Annotated in this window: 12 protein-coding genes; 7 read left to right on the forward strand and 5 right to left on the reverse strand. The window is 68.6% G+C overall.

Going from position 1 to position 19,460, the window contains the following annotated elements; genetic code table 11:
- Nucleotides 1-71 precede the first annotated feature (71 nt).
- The 3 genes from RNC47_RS09010 to RNC47_RS09020 are packed head-to-tail and all read left to right on the forward strand — an operon-like array spanning nt 72 to nt 5,913.
- Nucleotides 72-1,652 carry a type I restriction-modification system subunit M gene (locus RNC47_RS09010; protein WP_311597169.1) on the forward strand — a complete coding sequence of 527 codons (1,581 nt, stop codon included), beginning with the start codon at nt 72-74 and terminating at the stop codon, nt 1,650-1,652.
- Entirely contained in the window at nt 1,645-2,832 is a 1,188-nt protein-coding gene (locus tag RNC47_RS09015; RefSeq protein ID WP_311597171.1) for a restriction endonuclease subunit S, read from the forward strand. Before RNC47_RS09010 ends, RNC47_RS09015 begins: the two co-directional genes overlap by 8 nt.
- Nucleotides 2,833-2,835: 3 nt before the next feature.
- Nucleotides 2,836-5,913: a type I restriction endonuclease subunit R gene (locus RNC47_RS09020; RefSeq protein ID WP_311597172.1), complete on the forward strand. Its 3,078-nt coding sequence runs from the start codon at nt 2,836-2,838 to the stop codon at nt 5,911-5,913.
- A gap of 67 nt (nt 5,914-5,980) precedes the next feature.
- On the opposite strand, the gene RNC47_RS09025 is transcribed toward RNC47_RS09020, so the two are convergent.
- On the reverse strand, nt 5,981-6,460 hold the full coding sequence (locus RNC47_RS09025; RefSeq protein WP_311597174.1) for a hypothetical protein: 480 nt from the start codon (nt 6,458-6,460) through the stop codon (nt 5,981-5,983).
- Between the two features lie 485 nt (nt 6,461-6,945).
- Between RNC47_RS09025 and RNC47_RS09030 the strand changes: the two genes are divergently transcribed.
- Nucleotides 6,946-7,833 carry a DUF6119 family protein gene (locus RNC47_RS09030; RefSeq protein ID WP_311597177.1) on the forward strand — a complete coding sequence of 296 codons (888 nt, stop codon included), beginning with the start codon at nt 6,946-6,948 and terminating at the stop codon, nt 7,831-7,833.
- A gap of 37 nt (nt 7,834-7,870) precedes the next feature.
- On the opposite strand, the gene RNC47_RS09035 is transcribed toward RNC47_RS09030, so the two are convergent.
- The 3 genes from RNC47_RS09035 to RNC47_RS09045 all read right to left on the reverse strand — a co-directional run bounded on the left by RNC47_RS09035 (nt 7,871) and on the right by RNC47_RS09045 (nt 14,656).
- Nucleotides 7,871-9,385: a gamma-glutamyltransferase gene (locus RNC47_RS09035; RefSeq protein WP_311597179.1), complete on the reverse strand. Its 1,515-nt coding sequence runs from the start codon at nt 9,383-9,385 to the stop codon at nt 7,871-7,873.
- 217 nt (nt 9,386-9,602) lie between these two features.
- Entirely contained in the window at nt 9,603-10,085 is a 483-nt protein-coding gene (locus tag RNC47_RS09040; RefSeq protein ID WP_311597181.1) for a hypothetical protein, read from the reverse strand.
- Nucleotides 10,082-14,656, reverse strand: coding sequence for an RHS repeat-associated core domain-containing protein (locus RNC47_RS09045; RefSeq protein WP_311597183.1), 4,575 nt, complete (start codon nt 14,654-14,656; stop codon nt 10,082-10,084). Before RNC47_RS09045 ends, RNC47_RS09040 begins: the two co-directional genes overlap by 4 nt.
- Before the next feature lie 496 nt (nt 14,657-15,152).
- Here RNC47_RS09045 and RNC47_RS09050 point away from each other — a divergent pair, with 496 nt between their 5' ends.
- Nucleotides 15,153-15,713 (forward strand): hypothetical protein, encoded by a 561-nt coding sequence (locus RNC47_RS09050; RefSeq protein ID WP_311597185.1) that lies wholly within the window; start codon nt 15,153-15,155, stop codon nt 15,711-15,713.
- Between the two features lie 47 nt (nt 15,714-15,760).
- Here the strand turns inward: RNC47_RS09050 and RNC47_RS09055 are convergent, their stop codons facing one another.
- On the reverse strand, nt 15,761-16,453 hold the full coding sequence (locus RNC47_RS09055; protein WP_311597187.1) for a hypothetical protein: 693 nt from the start codon (nt 16,451-16,453) through the stop codon (nt 15,761-15,763).
- A 221-nt stretch (nt 16,454-16,674) separates the two neighbouring features.
- Between RNC47_RS09055 and RNC47_RS09060 the strand changes: the two genes are divergently transcribed.
- Both RNC47_RS09060 and RNC47_RS09065 read left to right on the forward strand, forming a co-directional pair.
- On the forward strand, nt 16,675-17,856 hold the full coding sequence (locus tag RNC47_RS09060; RefSeq protein WP_311597188.1) for a damage-control phosphatase ARMT1 family protein: 1,182 nt from the start codon (nt 16,675-16,677) through the stop codon (nt 17,854-17,856).
- 37 nt (nt 17,857-17,893) lie between these two features.
- Nucleotides 17,894-19,447, forward strand: coding sequence for a cryptochrome/photolyase family protein (locus RNC47_RS09065; RefSeq protein WP_394814735.1), 1,554 nt, complete (start codon nt 17,894-17,896; stop codon nt 19,445-19,447).
- Nucleotides 19,448-19,460: the final 13 nt, after the last annotated feature.

Below are 19,460 nucleotides of genomic sequence, written 5' to 3' on the forward strand. Positions count from 1 at the left end.
TGGGGTCACCAGCGGGGAACACCACGGCCTTCGGGCCGCCGCCCTTTGACGAGCAAGGATAACCCCGACAGATGGCAGTGACCCAGCAAGAGATCGAGAGCCGGTTGTGGGATGCCGCCGACGAGCTGCGCGTGGCGATGCCCGAAGCGCAATACTCCTCGGTTGTCTTCCCGCTGATGTTCTGGAAGTACCTGTCGGATACCTGGGAACATCACCACCAGGAGTTTCTGGCCGACAACGAGGGCCTGGACGACCTCTCTGCCGAGGAAGCCCACGAGATCGAGTACCGCGACTACCAGTCGTTCGAGATCCCGTTCATCTACCCCGGCACCGTCCAGGAGCGTCGCGCCTCTTGGACGTCCATCCTCGCCACCATCACCCAGCCCGGCCTCGGCCAGCGGGTCCGCGCCTCTCTTCAGGCGATCGAGACGGCCAACCCTGACAAGTTCTCCCGCCTGTTCGGGTCTATGAGCTGGACCTCCGAAGAGGTCCTGTCGGGGGAGGTGCTGGCGGCGGTCATGCAGGCGATGGACCGCACCCCGAAGATGCACGAGGGCAACATGTCCCACGACGTGCTCGGCGGGGCATACGAGTACCTGTTGAAGCGGTTTTCCGACGGCTCCGGCACCCGCGCGGGCCAGTTCTTCACCCCGCGTGAGGTCGTCGAGTTGATCGTCGAACTCCTGGACCCCAAGGGCTACGAGTCGGTGTACGACCCGACCTGTGGCTCAGGGGGCATGCTCATCGCCGCCGCGAACCTCCTGAAGGCTCGCGGCGGGCGTGGCTACACGCTCAGCTTGTATGGGCAGGAGGCCGTATCGGACACTGCGGGCGTGGCACGCATGAACCTCTTTATGCACAACCTGACCCAGTTTCAAATCGAGGGCGGCGACACGCTGAAGGACCCGCGCTTCAAGAAGCCGGACGGGTCGGTCGAACAGTTCGACGTGATCGTCGCCAACCCGCCGTACAGCCTGAAGTGGAAGCCTTGGAGCAACGACCCGCGCGCCATCGGCGGGGTCGCCCCGCAGTCGTCAGCTGACTGGGCATTCGTGCAGCACATGATCGCCAGCATGGGTCCGAAGAATGGCCGTGCCGGCGTTGTTCTACCTCATGGCGTTCTCTTCCGTGGCGGTCAGGAAGCAGCCATCCGCCAGCGTATCCTGGACGACGACCTCCTGGAAGCCGTCATCGGGTTGCCGGCCAACCTCTTCTATTCAACCTCCATCCCCACCTGCATCCTCGTCTTCCGTGCTAAAGGCGCCAAGGCTGAGGAGCGCGAGGACGGAGTGCTGTTCATCGATGCCTCCAGACGCTTCACGAGGGGCAAGAACCGCAACACGCTCACCGACGCTGACATCGCCGATGTGGTGACCGCCTACCATGCAAACTTCGATTCCGAAGGCAACCCCGTCGGTCTCGACAGTGACGGTCGCCTGGCTGCCCGATTTGTCTCCCGGAGCGAGATCAGGTCTAAGGAGAACGACTACAACCTGAATATTGGACGCTACATTAAGCAGGCCGCAGCCGAGACTGAAGACCTCGGCACCCTGATCGACGCTTACAACCTCAGGCGTGCTAAGCGTCGGATCGCCGAGGAGCGGATGCTCAAAGTGCTCGCCGCTGCTGGGATTGAGGGCTTCGATGAGTGACCAGTGGGTCGAGACGACGCTCGAAGATGCTTGCCGCTCAATCAAGAGGGGAAAGGCTCCGAAGTACGTCGATGAGGGCCGCTTGGTATTGAACCAGAAGTGCGTCCGTGACGGGAACCGAATCGACTTCTCCCTCGCCCGCCAAACTGAACTCTCGCGGGCGCTTCCCGAATACGCCTACCTTCGGGTCGGGGATGTGCTCATTAACTCCACCGGCCGTGGCACGCTTGGCCGGGCCGCGGAACTCCGCGAGCTTTCCGAGCCTGCGACCGCCGACTCTCACATCACCATTGTGCGTCCCGATCCGGAGCGTTTCGTGTTGGGATTCGCAGGGCTGATTCTATCAATGCGTAAGGCGGACTTCGAATCTCTGCAGACGGGGAGCACCAATCAGACTGAGCTGTCCGCCAAGACCATCGCGTCGGTATCCATCGTCCTTCCGCCGATTAGGGTGCAGGAGCGGATCGTTGAGATCATCAGCGCGGTCGATGATCAGATCAGCGCGCTCGATGACGAGGCGAGGGCGCTGGAAAGCGTGTACCGGGCGGCGGCGTCGTTGCTCTGGTGCACCAATGATGGTAACGAGGCGGATTTGCGCTTCCTCGGCGAAGCGATGCACCTCGATGTCGTACGGACCCGGATGGAAGCCGGAAAGACTTACCACCTCGCTGGAGTACTCAACGCCGGCAAGGGCCTTGTGGACAAGGATGAGTTCGACGGGGCAGATACCGAGTACACGGCCATGAACGTCCTTCGGGAGAACCAGGTAGTAATGCGAAAGCTGACTGCTTGGGAGGGGCCAATTACCGTGGTTCCTGTAGAATTCGACGGCTTCGTGGCAAGCAATGAGTTCCCGACCTTCACGCTTGCCGGTGACATTGCTCCAGGGTGGATGAAGCATGTCTGCCGGACACCTCGGCTGTGGGCTGAGATGCAGAGCAGGGTCGTCGGGACTGTACAGCGTCGTAAGCGCCTCAATCCCGACCAGCTCCTTTCTGTCGCTCTTCCCATCCCGTCCCGACCTGAGCAGGAGCAGGCAGCGGAAGCACTGGATTCGATCGAGGGACAGATTGCTGAGCTCCGTGCCGAAGGGGCCAGTCTCCGTCAGGCTCGCGCAAGACTGCTGGCAGGGCTGCTGGACCGGACCATCGACATCGAGTCCGCCGAGTTGGAGGTCTGAGCCGTGGCGAAGGGGATCCGGGAGCGCGAGTTCCAGAACCTGATGATCCAATGGTCCCTCCCCATAGGCTGGGACTTCACAGCAGGCAGGTCGCTGCCGCGCAAGACGACGCAGACCGTGATCGTCAGCCAGCTGCGGGACGCCATCGTTCGGTTAAACCCTGGGGTGATCGATGGGTTTGACGCGGACGTGGTGGTCGAGGAGATCGTTGCCACGGTCAACGCCGTCGAGGGCGGGCTGGTGCGGGCCAACGAGCAGGTGCTTCGTCTGCTGCGTGGGCGCAAGGAGTTCCGGGACGCAGACGGCGTGTGGCACGCCCTGAAAGTTATCGACTTCGAGCATCTGACCGCCAACACCCTGGTCGTGTCGGACGAGGTGACCATCACCGTCCCCGGTAAGACATCCCGCCGGTTCGACCTCGTGTACTGGGTCAACGGCCTGCCCCTGGTAGTGGTCGAGGTCAAGTCCCCGACCGCGAAGTCCGGGTGGATCGATGCCGCCCGCGAGATCAACGATGTGTACGCCACCGAGTACCCGTGGTTCTTCACGCCGAACGTCTTCGCCATCGCATCCGACGGGCTGAAGCTGCGGTTCGGTGCCGCCGGCGCGCCGACCTACCTGTGGCAGCCGTTTCGGTCCACCGCCGACGACGAGAACCTGTCAGGACAGGCCGACGTGCAGCGCTCCGTCACGCTGCTGATGAACCCTGCCACGGTGTTGGGCATGCTCGCAAACTTCGTTCTGTTCGACACCTCCGGTGGCGGGGCGGACAAGAAGTACCTGCCCCGCTATCCGCAGATGGAGGCCGCGCGCCTGATCCACGAGCGGGTCTTGGAGGGCGGCTCGAAGGGCCTGATCTGGCACCACCAGGGGTCCGGGAAGACGCTGCTGATGGTGTTCGCCGCCTCGTTGTTGCTGGAAGACACCCGCACCGAGTCGCCCACGATCATCCTGCTCTCGGATCGGACTCAGCTCGTCCGGCAGACCTCCGGGGTGTTTACCTCAGCGATGGGGGACGCATACTTCCACCAGCCCGCCACCAGCCAGGAGTTGCGTTCCCTGCTGACCGACGATGTACGTGGCGTCATCTCCACGACCGTGCACAAGTTCGCCGACGCCGGCAAGAACCTGTCGACCCGGGCCAACATCATCGTGATGGTCGACGAGGCGCACCGCACCCAGTCCGCCAAGTCGAAGTCCCTCGCCGGACAGATGCGTGCGGCGTTGCCGCACGCGAAGTTCTTCGGCATGACCGGTACCCCCGTCAGGAACCTTGCCACCGACACCTTCGCCCTCTTCGGCGAGGAGACCGACCCGGGCAGGGTGCTGCATCGGTACTCCGTGTCGCGGTCTCTGCTGGACGAGGCGACCGTCCCCGTCATGCTGGACCCACACCCGGTCGACTTCGAGATAGACGACCAGGCGTTGCAGGCTGAGTTCGACCAGTTCGCCGACGAATTCGAACTCGACGACCCGGATCGTGAGGCCCTGTCCCGCAAGTTCGGGCGCCTCACCTCGGTGTTCGCCAACCCCGACCGCATACACGCGGTCTGCCAGGACATCGTGGACCACTACCTGGCCGGCGCCTACCGCAATGGCCTCAAGGCCCAGGTCGTCGCCTACAACCGTGAGCTGGCCGTGGCATACACAGACAAGATCAACGAGCTGCTGGCCGGCTTCGAGGCGTCACGACTGATTGCCGAGGTCGCGAAGCACGAGCGGATCACCGCCGAGGTGAACATCTCCGTCTCGGACTCCAAGGACGAAGACCCCGCCATGCGGCCGTTCCAGCTCTCGGAGGTCGAGGAGGAGGACCAGAAGCGGCGGTTCCTCGCCCCGGAGAACCCGTTGTGCTTCCTGGTGGTGACCGCGAAGCTGATGACGGGGTTCGACGCCCCCAACGAGGGCGTCCTCTACCTGGACAAGCCGCTGAAGGCCCACAACCTGTTCCAGACGATCACCCGACCGAACCGCCCCTGGGCGTCTCCGACCGGGTTCGTGAAGACCTCCGGCGTGATCGTGGACTACATCGGCCTGGCTGAAGAGGTCCAACGCGCCGTCGTCGACCCCACCGCAGAGGGGGCCGGCAAGGGCGGCGGGTTCGTCACCGACGTGTCCGAGTTGGTCGCCGAGTTCCGCACCACTTTTGCCCGCATCGAAGACCTCCTCGCGGACGTGGACGGTCTGGACCTCACGGTCCACGGATACGAGTCTGTGCGAGCCATCAACGTCTACCTGGATACGGATCCAGGCGCCGCTGAGGTGTTCGCCAGGGACTACCGGCTCCTGGCTCGCCTGTACCCGCTCATCAACACCGACAAGCGGGTCGCCAAGTTCCAGGAGGGATTCGGGCTGTTCGGGTCCGTGTACACGACCCTGTTCAAGAAGTCCTCCGACGAGGAGAGGAAGGAACGGCTGGCCGAGCTGGGACCTATGGTCCTGGAGATCATCAACGCCCACGTCCACTCCTTCTCCGTGGTCGCCTCCCAGGAGGAAGCCCTCGTCCTGGACGCCCAGGGCATCGCCGTCCTCAAGGAGCTGCTGGCCCTCGTCCGACCGAAGCGCGACAAGAACGATGGCGAGGACAAGACGCCGCCGTCCGCGGCGGAGATCCTGGACCGCATCAAGGCCTCCCTCGACGAGGGCGTAGAGCCGGGGTCGGCGAAGTACATCGCTCTCGCCGAGCGGATCAGGCGGCTGCGGGACCGGATCATCCAGAACGCTCAGGATGCGCTGGACTTCCTGTCCGACGCACTCCGGGTCGCCCAAGCCATCGTGAAGGCCGAGAAACACCCCGACGAAGCCGTCGTCGTGCTGGACGACGATCACGTGGGCGTCCTGTCGCGGATCATCCACGACCACGCACCGCCCGGCCTCACCGTCACGGAGCGGAACCTGGCCGAGCAGATCGACCAGGTGGTGACCCGCACCCTTGCCCGGTCCTGGGACAACGCCGACGCCCGCAACCGAGGCGCCCGCCGCGCCACCGCCGCGGTTTTCCGTCGGTACGCGTTGAAGCCGGTGGGGGAACCGTACGACTCCACTGTCGCCTACATCGAAGCCCACTATCTCGTGGACTGACGAACGCAGGAAGGCCCGGCAACCGATAGCGGTTGCCGGGCCCCGTCGTGCTGCTCGGGCCCCGGGTTCATGGCGCTCCCCTTCTGGTTCGTCCTCGGAGGGAGTTGAGGACGAGGCGGCCGTAGGGGGTGGTGAGGAGGGCGCCGGTGGCGGCGAGGGCGGTCAGGGTGGCGGTGAGGAGGTGCCAGGGGGTTTGGTAGCCGAGGACTTGGATGACGGTGAGGGCGGTGGTGAGGGGGAGGCCGAGGATGGTGATGATGCCGAGGGCGCCGCTGATCTGTTGGTTTTTGTGGGTTTGGATGAGGCGGTTGTGGTCGGCGGCTTCGGCGAGGATTTCGGTGAAGCGTTCGGGGAGTCGGTACTGGTTCTGGTAGGCGGTGAGGAGGTCGTTGGCGGTGCCGTGGGTGGTGAGGTGTTGGCGCCAGTAGGTGCTGCGGAAGTGGGCGATGCGGCGTTCGATGGTGGCCAGGCGGGCCGCTTCGCCGGGGCCGGTGAAGACGTCGGTGAGGTCTTCGGTGAGTTGGTCGATGTGGTCGCGCTGGATCATGCCGAAGAGGAGGGCGTCGAGGTAGACGCTGCGGGTGTGGAGTTCGGCGTAGCCGTAGAAGGGGTCGGTGGGGCCTTGGTCGGGGCGGTGGCCGATGAAGGCTGCGCCGTGGCGTAGGACGAGGGCGCTCCAGTCGGCGGAGATGTGGACGGTGTCCGCGGTGAGGCTGGGGACGCTGTCGGGGTGGGGCGGGTAGTCGTGGGGGTTGGTGCGGGAGGCGAGGGCCCAGAGCCATTGGTGGGTGTCGGGCCAGGTGCGGTGGGGCCGGCCGCGGTGGAGTCGGGGGAGTGGGTGTGGGCCGGGGGTGAGGAGGGTGATGGTGTAGGGGAGGGCGCCGGGTTCGATGGTGGCGATGCCGGTGAGGGCTTGGGTGGCGAGGGCGGGGAGGGGCGAGAGGGCGGCCCCGGGGCGGTGAGCGAGGGACCGCAGGGTGTCGAGCAGGTCGCGGGGCCGGTGAGGGTGAGGTGGAGGACGGCCAGGGCGCGATGCGGGACGTCTTGGGTGGGGGTGTCTCGTTCGGGGTGAAGGCCGGCGGTCGGCTGCGCCGGATGGACGACCTTACCCCCGAGCACCTCATCGCCGGAGTTCGGCTCCGTGAACCGGGCACCCGCCTGACGGCCCTGCGTCGCGGCAAGGTTTTCGTCTACGGCAGCCACGCGTCGACCGAGTCCGACATCGTCGCCACGACCGGTGCGTTGCGCTGGATCGAGGCCGAGGTCAGCCTGAGGGCGCGGCGGTTCTGCCTCCGGGACCAGGCATGGTACGAGATCGGCGATGCCTTCCTCCGGGAGGCCCAGGCCGTCGTCGCCCGGGTGATCAGCTCGAACCCCACGACACCCATGCCGCCGTGGCCGAAGGGGATGGTCGAGCGGGACTACAACGACAAGGTGTCTGGTAACCCGGGGTGCGAGGGGTTCGTCAACCTCGACTGTGGCTATGTGCAGAACCCGTTCAAGCGCCACAACGTCATGGAGGTCTGTGACCACCTCGCCCCCGACGACAGCCTCGTCCTGGTCAAGCCGGCCCACGGCCGCTCGGGCCCGTTGAGCCACCTGTTCAACCAGGGGCTGGTCACGATCCAGCTGCTGCAGAGCTCGGCATCGGTGCGTGCCGAGTTCGTCCGGCTGGTCCGTGAACAGACCGACGGCAGGCGTGTCCTCCCTGACGACTTCGTGCCGCGACGCGTCGTCTTCGCCATCCACCTGCGGCGGGGAACCCAGCTGACCCCCGACAGCCTCATGGCCTTCTCCCAGGTGACCCTCGCCCACACGGTGCGGACCCTCGAACAGTGGGGTGTCGCTGTCGAGGTGGTCGGCATCGACGACGCCGACCCCGTCGACGATCTCGATGTCCACGAGGCGGTTGCTGCGTAGTCCAGGAGGCCTGTCGAGAAGGTGGCCGTCGAGTTCATCAAGTGCTATGGGGCAGGCCCTCCCCGCGCACGGCGACGTAGGTCTCGGCTGTGGCGGCTTCGAGGCGACCTGCGTCCGGTTCGACGTCGAGCCTCGGTTCCAGGTCTGTGCCGAGCACACCGCGCCATGTGCCCTCTTCTGCACGCTCGTACGCCCGGCGTACGACAGGCTTGAGATACGGGCTTTCCTCTTCCTGCCGTTCGTACCAGATGCCTCGGAGCCCGCGGCGCTCTTCGCCTTCGAACTCTTCGTCCATGGGGTCGTCGCCGTACCGCTGGTCCTCGGCGCGTAGACCGGGGGTGCTGTTGGCGGTCTCCAGGTCTGCCCGGTGCACCAGCTCACATGCCGCGAAGAGACGACGCGACATCCCGATGGTCACTTCGGTGCCGGGGATCCGGCCGGTCAGAAACTCCTCCAGCCCCATCGCCCTGGCTCGCCCGCGCAGGGTCGGTGTCTCTGCGGCGGGTGCCTCGGCACGTAGACGAGCGCGCCTCTCGAATGTCTCGGTATCCCTTTCGAGGGGCATGGCCAGTGTTCCTGGGGTGTGCCGTCGCAGGGTGCGGTCGGTAGCGACGAGCACGGTCCTCAGACGAGTCGGTGGCAGGGACCTCAGAGCCAGAAAGTTCAACATCTGGGCCCGAGCAGTGGCCATGAGGGCGTCATCGCTGTCTCCGATGTAGTCCTCGGGGCCGCCCGGCTCAACGGGCGCGGCCGGGCCCCACTGAGTCAGCGGCTTGCCTCCGGCATGCTGATTGTGGTCGATGGTGAGGAAGAGGTCGTCTCGTGGGCGCACTGCCGCGCCAATGAGGACGCGACGGTGCGCGTAGGCCGAGAGGATCTTGCTGCCACCTGCGAGCTGGGCCAGACCGTTGTCGAGGGCACCCTGGCCGACATCGCCGCCCTTGGCCTCGATGAGCCAGTATTGGTTCTCAGCCTGGTGCAGTCCCCACAGGTCCGGAAGCTTGCGCTTCGGGTCTTGGAAATCCCCTCTCAAGGCCGGGATGGGGCCGCCATTCTCGACGTGCCAGGTCTGCGCCAACCCCAGCAACGCGCGGCACGCCCACTCGGCCATCGTCATCCCCAGTCGGTACCCCATGGCGTTCTTCGCCGTGCGTTCGGTTGCGTCTTCATAGACGCCGTTGAGGGTCAGACGCCGGCCGACGGTCTGCGGTAGCGGGTGCCTCGGTGTGACGTCGTGCTGACCCATGTACGCGTAGAGCGGGGCGACGCGGGCGACCAGTTCGGAGTTCGCGAGTCGGGGGAACCGGTGGAACATGTACGAGACGGGACGGCCGACCTCGATGGCCGCCTTGATGATCTCCCGCCATGTCGTGGTTGGGGCATACCAACCGTTCTCTTGCGGGAACGTGGCCATTGCCGGCCAGGGCTTGTGCTTGGCGGTGCGCCATTGCTGATGAGGACGACGGGCCGGCCTGTCGCGTAGCAGTACGGGTATGTCGAAGCTGTCGGTGTAGACGAGCGGCGGGGCATCGGTTACATGAGGAAGAATCATGCCGGCACTCTGCCACCCCCTTCTGACAGTCAGTTCGTGCCTTTGCCGATGGAAGCGGTGTACGTCGTCGCCCTGTCTGAGGCCGGCGCTGGGACGCCGGCCCTCACCGCCGCGCACGCGTCGGACTGCGAGGCCCACAACCAGGTGAGACTTGTCAGGTTCGGCGCGGGCGGCTTGGTGAGGGGCGAGCGGTCCGGTGACCGACCTCGGGCCGTGATCAGCTGATGATCGCCACGACCCGGACGGGGAGGTCCGTGTCGTCCTGCTTGGCCCCGAGGACGAGGCGGCGGGGCGCGGAGGTCCAGGCGGTGTGCCAGAAGAACTCCTCGGCCTCCTTCTCGTCCAACTCGGCCCCGGTCAGCGAGGTGGCGTGACCGCTGGCGGCCATCTGCTCCGCGAGGGCGCGTCCCGCCGTCTCGGCCTCGGCCCAGAGGCCCTCGACGTAGTCGAAGTCCTCGGCGTCGGCGGCGGCCTCCTCGTCGTAGTCGCGGAGCCACAGGGTGATCTCGACGCGAGGCTGGGGGAGCCGGTCCTGGATGCCGAGGCGTAGGCCGCCACGGGACCAGGCCCGCGGAACGGGCGGTGGCGGTACCCGGCGCATGGGTTCCCAGCCCTGCCGCTCCAGCACCGGGCCGACGTCCTCGGCGGTGAGGGCGGGCAGGTCGCGCAGTCCCTGGACAAGGTTCAGTACGTCGTTCATCCCCACATTCCGTTCGCTGGTACGTGGAAGACCCCGAGCCTTCCGCTGGCCATGGCCTCGGCCAGTCTTTCATTGCCCGCGAAGAGGTTCTGGAAGTACTGGGCCCCTTCGAGGTTGGACACCGCGTACCGGACGCCGTTTCCGCCGATGCCGTCGTTGAGTTCGAGGAGTCTCTCGGCCTGGTCGACCAGGTTCTCCTGCTTGGTCTCGCTGAACAGGTGGTGGTCCGGGTTGTAGGGCGAGGCGTCCCACTGGCCCTCACTCTGCGTCCACTTGGCCTCCGTGATCCAGCCGTTGGCCGGACCACCGTCCACATGGACGCGTCGGCCGTCGGCGAGTTCCCATACCTGTTCGTACGCCTGCCCTGTCACGTGTTGTTGGTAGCGGAAGGAGATCTGACCGCGGGCGCCGCCGACGCCGAGTTGGCGGTCGGTGAGCCATTGGAGCCCGACGAAGCGCGGGCGGCAGGTGAGGCCGAGCGGGTCGGACCAGGTGTACGGGTTGGGCGCGTAGGCGTACGGGTCGGGGGCGGGGGTCAGACCGAGCGGGTCGGGTGAGAGGTAGCGGGCGGTGGCCGGGTCGTAGTAGCGGTGACGGTTGTAGTGGAGTCCCGTCTCGGGATCGTGGTACTGGCCGGGGAAGCGCAGCGGGAAGTCGCCTTCGGTGGGACCGAGCGGCGCGCCCCACAGGGTGGTGCGCCGGCGCCAGGCCACCTCACCGTCCGGGGTGAGGAACTCGGTCGGGGTGCCGACGAGGTCGGTGACGATGTGGTGGAAGCGGCGGTCGATCTCGTCCTGCGGCGCGTCCTTGAGCCAGCCGCGCTGTTCCTGGGTGAGGACGCGATGGCTTCCGGGTTCGTACTCCCAGGTGGTGTGCGTCACCCGGTCCCCGGCCTCGTGGTGCTGTTCGGCGAGGTTGTCGCCGTCCCAGACGAAGGTGAACCGTTCGACTGTCCGGCCGGAGGAGTCGATCCGCTGCTTGCCGATGCGGCGGCCGAAGGGGTCGTACGTGTAGTGCCAGTGATCGCCGCCCGGGGTGGCCACGGTGACCAGCCGGTCCTCCGCGTCCCATCCGTAGTGCCACACTTTGCGCTTGCCGGACAGGGTGCGCTGGGTGAGGTGGACGACTCGCCCCTGGTCGTCGTAGCGGTAGGAACGGCGGCCCGCGGAGGTCAGACGGCTGCCGGCATAGGTGAGGGCCGCGGGTTCCGGATCGCCGGGCGTTGACGCGGTGGCGAGGTTGCCGGCGGCGTCGTAGGTGTAGTGCTCGTCTCGGTCGTTTCCGTGGACGGCGGTGATCCTGCCGTTGTCGTCGAGGCCCAACTCCTCGGTGCCGAGGAGCAGGTCGTCGACCAGGTCGGGGTTGGGCGATCCGGTGGCGTAGCGGTAGTCGCGGCCCGCCAATGCTGCGCCGCCGGGCGCGGCCGCCGTGGACCGGGTCAACCGCTGGGCCACCAACCGGGACGCCTCGTCCCAGGTGTGGTGCAACGCCAGGCCGGCTCCAAGATCGCGCCGGGTCTCCTGACCTGCCGAATCATGGGCGAAGCGGATGGAGTGATCGGCGGCGTGCAGTTCGGTGGGGACCCCTTCGGGGGTGTATGACCACGCGGTGACGGCGCCGCCCGGGGTGGTTCGCTGGGTGCGTCGGCCGGCGTCGTCGTAGGCGAAGCCCGTGCTCAGGCCGTTCAGGGACTCCCGGACGATCCGGCCGAGCGCGTCTCGCTCGTATGCGATCTCGACGTCGGGGCCGCTGGCGGTCGTGAGACGGCCGGCTCGGTCGTAGCGGAACGTGGTGCGGCTCCCACCACAGTTCTTCTCTATGACGTTGCCCAACGCGTCCCGGACGAACGTGGTGGTCTCTCCGGCACCGTTGATGCTGGACAGGCGCCGGCCTGCCGGGTCGTAGGCGTACCGGAGTATCCGGCCGGCGAAGTCGGTTTCCTCGACGAGCCGACCAGCCGGGTCGTAGACGTATCGCCAGCTGTGCCCGAGGGCGTTGACCACTTCGGTGAGGTTCAACTCGCGGTCGAAGCGGTACTGGATGCGGCCGCCCGTGGCGTCGGTCCGCGTGGCGACCTTGTGGAACGCGGTGTAGGTGAACGAGGTTGTGGCGCCCGTGCCGTTGGTGTGGCTGAGCAGGTTTCCCTCGCCGTCCCACGTCCAAGTCTCGGTGGTGCCGTCCGGAGAGGTCCGGCTGCTGCGGCGTCCCTCCAGGGTCCAGGTGGTGGATGTGGTGCGGCCCAGGGGATCGGTGGCGGCTACGGCACGGCCGAACGCGTCGCGTCGCACCGTCGTCGTGGAGCCCTGGTCGCTGTGGGCCGCCACCGGCAGGCCCCGGGGGTCCGACTCGACACGGGTGGTCGCTCCCGAGCGGCCGGTGATCGACAGCAGTTCGCCGCGCGGGCCATAGGAGAAGGCCAGCCGGGTACCGGCCGGGTCATGGACCTCGGTCTGGTTGCCGCGTTGGTCGTAGTCGTACCGCCACTCGCTGCCGTCAGGACCGGTCTGGCGGACCAGTAGCCCGCGCTCGTCATACGCCGCGAGCTGCTCCGAGCCGTCGGGATAGACAGTGCGGACGAGCCGTCCCGCGTCGTCGTACTCGTAGCCGGTGGTGCGGCCCAGGGGATCGGTCACCGACGTCGGGCGGTCGTACCGGTCCCATGCCGTTCGAACGACGTTGCCGAGCGGGTCGGTCTCGGCGACGGGCTGGTAGCTGTCGTTGAACTCGTAGACGGTGGTGTGGCCGAGCGCGTTGGTGAACCGGGTCCGGCCGCTTTCGGGCTCGTACACGATGGAGCTGGACAGGATGCCGTCCACGCCCTCCGTGGCGACGCAGCGGCCGGCGTCGTCGTATCGGTACCGGTACCAGGCGCCGTTGCGGTCCTCCCAGCCGATGACGCGGTGCCGGTCGTCGTAGAACAGCTGCGAGGGGATGCCGGAGGAGTCGGTGACCGCGGTGAGGTTGCCGCGTTCGTCGTAGCCGTACCTCAGGAGTACCGGCTCGTCGGGGGCGCTGATCAGGCTCAGCGCGGTGACGTGGGAGCCATCCGTCTCGACGGCCAGGCGGTAGCCACCGTCGTGGAAGACCTCGTGCGGTGCGCCGGTGTCGTCGTAGGCGAAGTGGACTCGGTTGTCGTTGCGGTCGGCGATCGCCGTCAGGGGCAGCTCGGTAGCGGGACGGCCTGCCACGGGGGCGAAGTGGAGCGTGCGGCCGGTCTCCGGTTGGTGGATGGTGAGCGGTGAGTTGGGCACCCCGTCCCAGGACAGGCCCCATCGGGGACCCTCGACGGGCAGAACGGGCACGTCGGGATCGCCGAGGGGGCGTGGGTACTCAAGGACCATGCCGTCATCGGTGACGAACCGCACGCCGTCGTCACCGAGCACGAGTCGTTGGTCAAGAGTGGACACCCAGGAGGGGCCGAACCACCTTCCCGTCCGCAGGGTGCTGCTGTGAAACCGGGCGATGACCAGCGGCAGCACGCCGGGGAGTTCGACGTCCACGGCGGTCATGAACATCTCGCCCGTGGCCATGTCGATGGGGTCCGTCGGGCAGACCCGCCCATCGGCCCGCCGTGCGAGGCCCCGCAGAGCCTGCCCGAGACCGCGCACGCCCTGCCGCAGTCCCTGCAGGCCGGTGCGGGCGGCTGCGAGACCGCCGCGGAGTCCGCGGGCGAGGCCGCCGAGGGTGGTGAGGCCTTTCATGCCGGGGATGCAGTCAAGCGCCGCGAAGGCGACGTCCCAGAGGGTGGCGCGGCCGTTGGCGTAGTCGTAGAGGGTGTCGGCGAGGACGACGAGGGCGGCGGCGAGGACGACCCAGGCGAGGGGGCCGCCGATGATCATGACGACGATGCCGAGGACGGCGACGACGACCTTGCAGATCTCGACGATGGTGTCCCAGTTTTCTGAGACCCAGTGGATGGCGTCCTCCCACCAGCGGCGGTTCTGGATGCCGGCGTCGGAGGCGGCGTCGATCTCGGAGGCGCAGGTGCGGGCGGCCTCCTCCCGCATTTCCTTGGCGTCGAGGGCGAGTTGGCGCGCGGCGGACAGCGCCTCCTCGGCCGAGTCGACCCGTGACTGGGCCGAACTCGCGGCCTCGTTCGCGGCGGTGGCGTCGCGGGTGGCGGCGCGGACCTCCGCCTCGGAGGGCGGCTCGACGTTCTCGCGGTCGCTTTGTTCTTCCAAGCGTTCCGCTTCGTCACCTGCCCGGGAGACCCAGTCCTGGGCATCGGCGAGCGCGGCCTGGGCGGTGGAGAGGTCGGCCTGGGCGGATATCGCGCGGTCCAGGGCGCGGTCGGCCATGCCCTGAGCGGTCTCCAACTTCGGCCAGTATGTCTGTAAGGCCTGGGCGGCCATGTCGTAGGAGGTCTGCAGCTTCTGCAGATTGCCCGGCACGCCGTCGAACTCGCTACGGAACGCCTCGGCCGACAGACCAGCCCACTCCAGCACCGCCCGGTCCTCCGCCATGCCACGGATGCGGCCCAACGCCTCGCCCACGTCGTCCGCGAACGTCTGTAACTCGTCGGCCAGCGTGCGGACCTCGTCCGGGTCGCCCGGCGTCGGATCCCGGTCCATGTCGACAGGCGACCAGTCAGACGGACGTGCCACGATCTTTCCCCCGTGGTGATCTAGCGACGTTCGGTGCTCAGCAACACGGTAGATAACGGCTCATCGAGGATCAACGGCTCTGCGGTGAGCCGACGTATCCAACAACTCGGGTGGGCCGTCCGTGCTGGAGTCGGGCGTCCCTGCCGTCGCGAGACGGCGTGACCGTTCGCCCCCCCCGGTCCGCGTGTGGAGTCTCCGGCGTCGCGGGTTTCCGTCGCACCGGGACGCACGACCGGTGCCTCATTCCCTCGGAGACCGTCTCTGTGAGAATGACCGGCAGTCGGGCGGGTGTGGAACGGGGGTTCGGTTCGATGCAGTCGGTGTTCGCGAACATCGCGATAGGTCTGGTGACCAGCCTGCTCGGTGGTGGTTCGTCTGGCTGTGGGAGCGGGCCAAGCGTGCCCGGGCCGTGAACCGGAGGGCGGATTTCTTCGGCGTGCGGCCGGAGGAGACGTGCCTCGTCGTGCTGGGTCGGAAGCACGACGCTCCCGGCAGCCCGCACTACCGGGACGTCCGGGCCGTCGTGGAACTGGCGCTGCTGGCTGGCGAGTTGGGCTGCCAGGTCTCGGTGGAGCCGGGCACGTTCCGGGGGAGCAACAGCGACCGTACCGAGTTCTGCGTCGGCGGCCCGCTCGGGGAGGTCAACGCCCGGGCCAGTGGCCACCTTGCCGCGCACCTGCCGGGGGTCGTCTTCCACCCCTACGACGGCAGGCGTCGGAACTCGGTGGCCATCGAGGTCGGCGGGGAGAAGTACCAGTACGAGCCCGACAACCGGGAGTACGCCGTGGTCGCCAAGTTCACTCCCGTCGAGTCCAGCCGTCCCGTCTTTCTGGTGTGTGGCCAGTCGTCGATGGCCAATCTGGCCGCCATCCACTTCCTGCGCCGGGAGTTCGCGACGGTCGCCAGGGGACTGAGGTCGACCGAACGCTTCTGTCTGCTGATACGGGTCTCCGACAGCGCGACGTACGAGCACCACCGCGCGGAGTTGGCGAAGGACGTGTCGGTGGCCGCCTTCGCCCGGTGATGAGACTCCGGCGATGCCACGGCGGCAGGCGTCGTGGCCGGCGTGAGTCAGGACTGGGTCAGCCAGCGCTCGGCGCCGAGCCGGTGCTGCCAGTCGACGGAGGTGGGGGAGACGCCGTGGCCCACCAGGACGACCTGGCACGTGGTCTGCGTCTCACCGGCGTCGATGCTGATCACCCGGTCTGCCCCGGGGGAGGCGCACCAGTCCGGCAGCCCGTCCGCCGAGAGGGCGTTCTCAGGCTCGAACGGCCCGCCGTCGTCGGCCTGGACCAGGAGGGAGCCGGTCGGATCGGGCCCCTCGTACGGGCCGTTCTCGTTGGTGAAGGACAACTGGACGTAGAGCGGGTCGAAGCCGGGATGGTCCTCCGCGACGAGGTCGGTGCCCGTCAGGTCGTCCCAGCTGCCGCCCTCGACCCGCTCCACCGTGACGTCGAAGTCCCAGGAGTCGCCGAAGGAGTTCTCGTGGAACAGCCTCGGTCCTGAGGGCTCGCCCAGCGTGTGGGTCGTGACGTCGGTATCCGTGGGCTCGCCCGCGTCGGAGGGAGGGGTGTCCTCGTCCTCGGTCGCCGCGCCGCCGGAGGCGTCCTCCGCCGTCGCACCGTCCCGTTCCGGAGTCTCCTCCTGGGTCGTGCCGGCGTCGTCCGTGGGTTGCTCCTCGTCGGAGTTGCAGGCGGTAAGGGTCAGGGCAAGGGCCACGACGGGGCCGACCGCGTAGCGCCAACGACGCTTGTGTGCTGACATGAGTGCTGAGTTCCCCCTGCGCAAGCGAAGATGTTCCGTCCGAACGAGCTCGCCGTCTGGATCGAGTGTTCCCGGCTGCGAACGCCCCGAAGCCTCGCCGAGCTGCGGTTTCGCCGCCCGAGCCCGGCCGGCGGCCGTTGATGGCGGCCGCTGACCGGGCGCCGCGGACGGTACCGTGCGGTCCGTGGGGGAGCAGTGGTTCGGGACGGAGAGAGGGCATCGTGACGGAGACCCCGCCCGAGGACGTCGCGCCGGTCGTCGGCTGTGACGAGCCCGGCAGTTTCGCCCGGGACGTGCTGGTGACGCGGCATCCGGCGCTGATCCGGCAGGTCCGCGACGCGCATCCCTACACCCCGGCGCAACTTCTCGCCTTGGACGCCCTGTTGGGTGAGATCACCGAGGGCGTCCTGCGGCCCCTGCCGCCCGAGGCGCACGACCACGCGGCGTGGCGGCACTGGCGCATGGGCGAGCACGTCGGCCGGTCCTGGTTCGACGCGTCGTTCCTGTGGGCGGAGAGCTACTTCTACCGTCGCCTCCTGCAGGCCGTGGACTACTTCGGCCCCGGGCCCTGGCAGGGCATCGACCCCTTCGCCCCGGCCAAGCGGGCCGAGCTCCACAGCGCGGCCGTCGACGAGGAGCTCCACGCGCTCGACACCCTGCCCGGTCTCTCCCGGGCGGACGAGGCCGCCGCGCTGATCCAGGCCGCCCTCTGGGGCAACCGCGCCGACCTCGGGTTCCTCACCACCGCCGCCGAGTCCGCCCGGTCGACGACGGGCCTGGTCGCCGACGACACCGACCGGCTGTGGGCCCTGCTCGGCGCCGAGCCGCCCGGCACCGTCGCCGTGATCGCCGACAACGCCGGCCGCGAGCTCATCCCGGACCTCGTGCTCATCGACCACCTGCTGCGCCACGGCCACGCCCACACCGTGGTCCTCCACCTCAAGCCGCAGCCGTACTACGTCTCGGACGCCACCCCCGCCGACCTCGTCGACGCGCTGCGCCGCCTGGCCCGCGCCCCGGGGCACGCCGGGCAGGTCGGCGACCGGCTGTGGCAGGCCATGGCGACCGGACGGCTCCGCCCCTCCGCCCACCCCTTCTTCTGCGCCCCGCTGCCCTACGCGGCGATGCCGGACGACCTCCGCCGGGACCTGGCCGGGTGCACGCTGACCATCCTGAAGGGGGACCTCAACTACCGCCGCCTGGTGGGCGACCGGCTGTGGCCGCCCACCACCCCCTTCGACCGGCTGACGGCGTACTTCCCCACCCCGGTGGCCGCCCTGCGCACCCTGAAGTCCGACGTGATCACGGGCCTGACCGCCGACCGGGTCGCCGAGCTCGACGCCACGGGCGACGGGTGGCGCGTCAGCGGCAGCCACGCCCTGGTCCAGGTCCGGGGCGCCTGACCCGAACGGCCCACACGCGGCCCCCGCCGCCGGTGGCATGTGTCTCCTGGCGTCCGTCGCGGGCACGGACGCCGCGAGCCGAACGCCGGGAGGAACCGCCGTGCCAGACCCCACCCCACCGGAAGCCCACTGGCTCTTCGGCGACCAGCTCGGCCCGCACTTCCTGCCCCGCGGGCGCCCGCTGCTGATGATCGAGGCGCGGTCCGTGCTCCGCCGTCGCCGGTTCCACCGGGCCAAGGCGCACCTGGTGCTCTCCGCGATGCGGCACCGCGCCGCCGAACTCGGCGACCGGGTGCGCTACGTGGTGGCCGACACCTACCGCCAGGGCCTGCGCGAGGCCGCCGACCTCGGCCGGCTGACGGTCCACCACCCCACCTCGCACGCGGCGCTGGCCCTCGTCACCCGGCTGGACCGGGTCGACGTGCTGCCCGCCCGCGGCTTCCTCGTCGACCAGGCGGAGTTCCGCGGCTGGGCCGAGGCCCGCTCCCTCCGCCAGGAGGACTTCTACCGCTGGGCGCGCCGCCGCCTCGACCTGCTGATGGACGGCGACCGGCCGGCCGGCGGGCGCTGGAACCTCGACCACGAGAACCGCGAACCGCCGCCGTCCGACGCGGCCACCCTGCACGCCCCCGGCCCCTACCGGCCGCGCGAGGACGACATCGACGCCGAGGTCCGCGACGACCTCGACCGCTGGGAGCGCGCCGGCGACGTCTCCTTCGTCGGCCGGGACGGACCGCGCCGCTTCCCCGCCACCCGCCGCGAGGCCCGGGCCGCGCTGCGGCGCTTCGTCCGGCACCGGCTCGCCGGCTTCGGCCCGCGGGAGGACGCGATGCTCGCCGACGACCCGGTGATGAGCCACAGCCTGCTCTCCTCCTCGCTCAACCTCGGCCTGCTGGACCCGGCCGAGTGCGTCGCCGCCGCCGAGGCCGCCTGGCGGGCCGGCGACGCCCCGCTGCGCAGCGTCGAGGGGTATGTGCGGCAGGTCGCCGGCTGGCGCGAGTACGTGTGGCACCTCTACTGGCACTTCGGCCCCGACTACCGCCGGGAGAACGTGCTGGGCCACACCGCCCCGCTGCCCGACTGGTTCACGGAGCTCGACGCCGACGCGGTGACGGCCCGCTGTCTCGCCACCGTCCTGGCCCAGGTGCGGGACGTCGGCTGGACCCACCACATCCCCCGCCTGCTGGTGCTCGGCAGCCACGCCCTGCAGCGCGGCTGGGACCCGGCCGCCGTCACCGACTGGTTCCACCGCTGCTTCGTCGACGGCTACGACTGGGTGATGCCGCCCAACGTCGTCGGCATGTCCCAGTACGCCGACGGCGGCCGGATGACCACCAAGCCCTACACCACGGGCGGCGCCTACCTGAACCGGATGAGCGACTACTGCGGCCCCTGCGCCTACCGCCCCGACGCCCGGGTCGGCGACGACGCCTGCCCCTACACCGTCGGCTACTGGTCCTTCCTCGACCGGCACCGCGACCGCCTCGCCGGCACCCCGCGCATGGCGCGGGCGATCGCGAACCTCGACCGGCTCGGCGACCTCGACGCCGTCCGCGCCGAACACCGACGCCGGGCCGGCGGGCCGCCGTGACCCCACGGCTGAG

The organism is Streptomyces millisiae, from assembly GCF_031845425.1.
In the GTDB taxonomy this organism is placed as follows: domain Bacteria; phylum Actinomycetota; class Actinomycetes; order Streptomycetales; family Streptomycetaceae; genus Streptomyces; species Streptomyces millisiae.

Bases quoted from the DNA above. Each gene is read 5' to 3' on its own strand.
- RNC47_RS09055 (WP_311597187.1), bottom strand. From the start codon at position 16,453: ATGTCAGCACACAAGCGTCGTTGGCGCTACGCGGTCGGCCCCGTCGTG.
- RNC47_RS09025 (WP_311597174.1), bottom strand. From the start codon at position 6,460: ATGATCCAGCGCGACCACATCGACCAACTCACCGAAGACCTCACCGAC.
- RNC47_RS09030 (WP_311597177.1), top strand. From the start codon at position 6,946: ATGCGGGACGTCTTGGGTGGGGGTGTCTCGTTCGGGGTGAAGGCCGGC.
- RNC47_RS09065 (WP_394814735.1), top strand. From the start codon at position 17,894: ATGTGTCTCCTGGCGTCCGTCGCGGGCACGGACGCCGCGAGCCGAACG.
- RNC47_RS09010 (WP_311597169.1), top strand. From the start codon at position 72: ATGGCAGTGACCCAGCAAGAGATCGAGAGCCGGTTGTGGGATGCCGCC.
- RNC47_RS09015 (WP_311597171.1), top strand. From the start codon at position 1,645: ATGAGTGACCAGTGGGTCGAGACGACGCTCGAAGATGCTTGCCGCTCA.
- RNC47_RS09040 (WP_311597181.1), bottom strand. From the start codon at position 10,085: ATGAACGACGTACTGAACCTTGTCCAGGGACTGCGCGACCTGCCCGCC.
- RNC47_RS09035 (WP_311597179.1), bottom strand. From the start codon at position 9,385: ATGATTCTTCCTCATGTAACCGATGCCCCGCCGCTCGTCTACACCGAC.
- RNC47_RS09045 (WP_311597183.1), bottom strand. From the start codon at position 14,656: ATGGACCGGGATCCGACGCCGGGCGACCCGGACGAGGTCCGCACGCTG.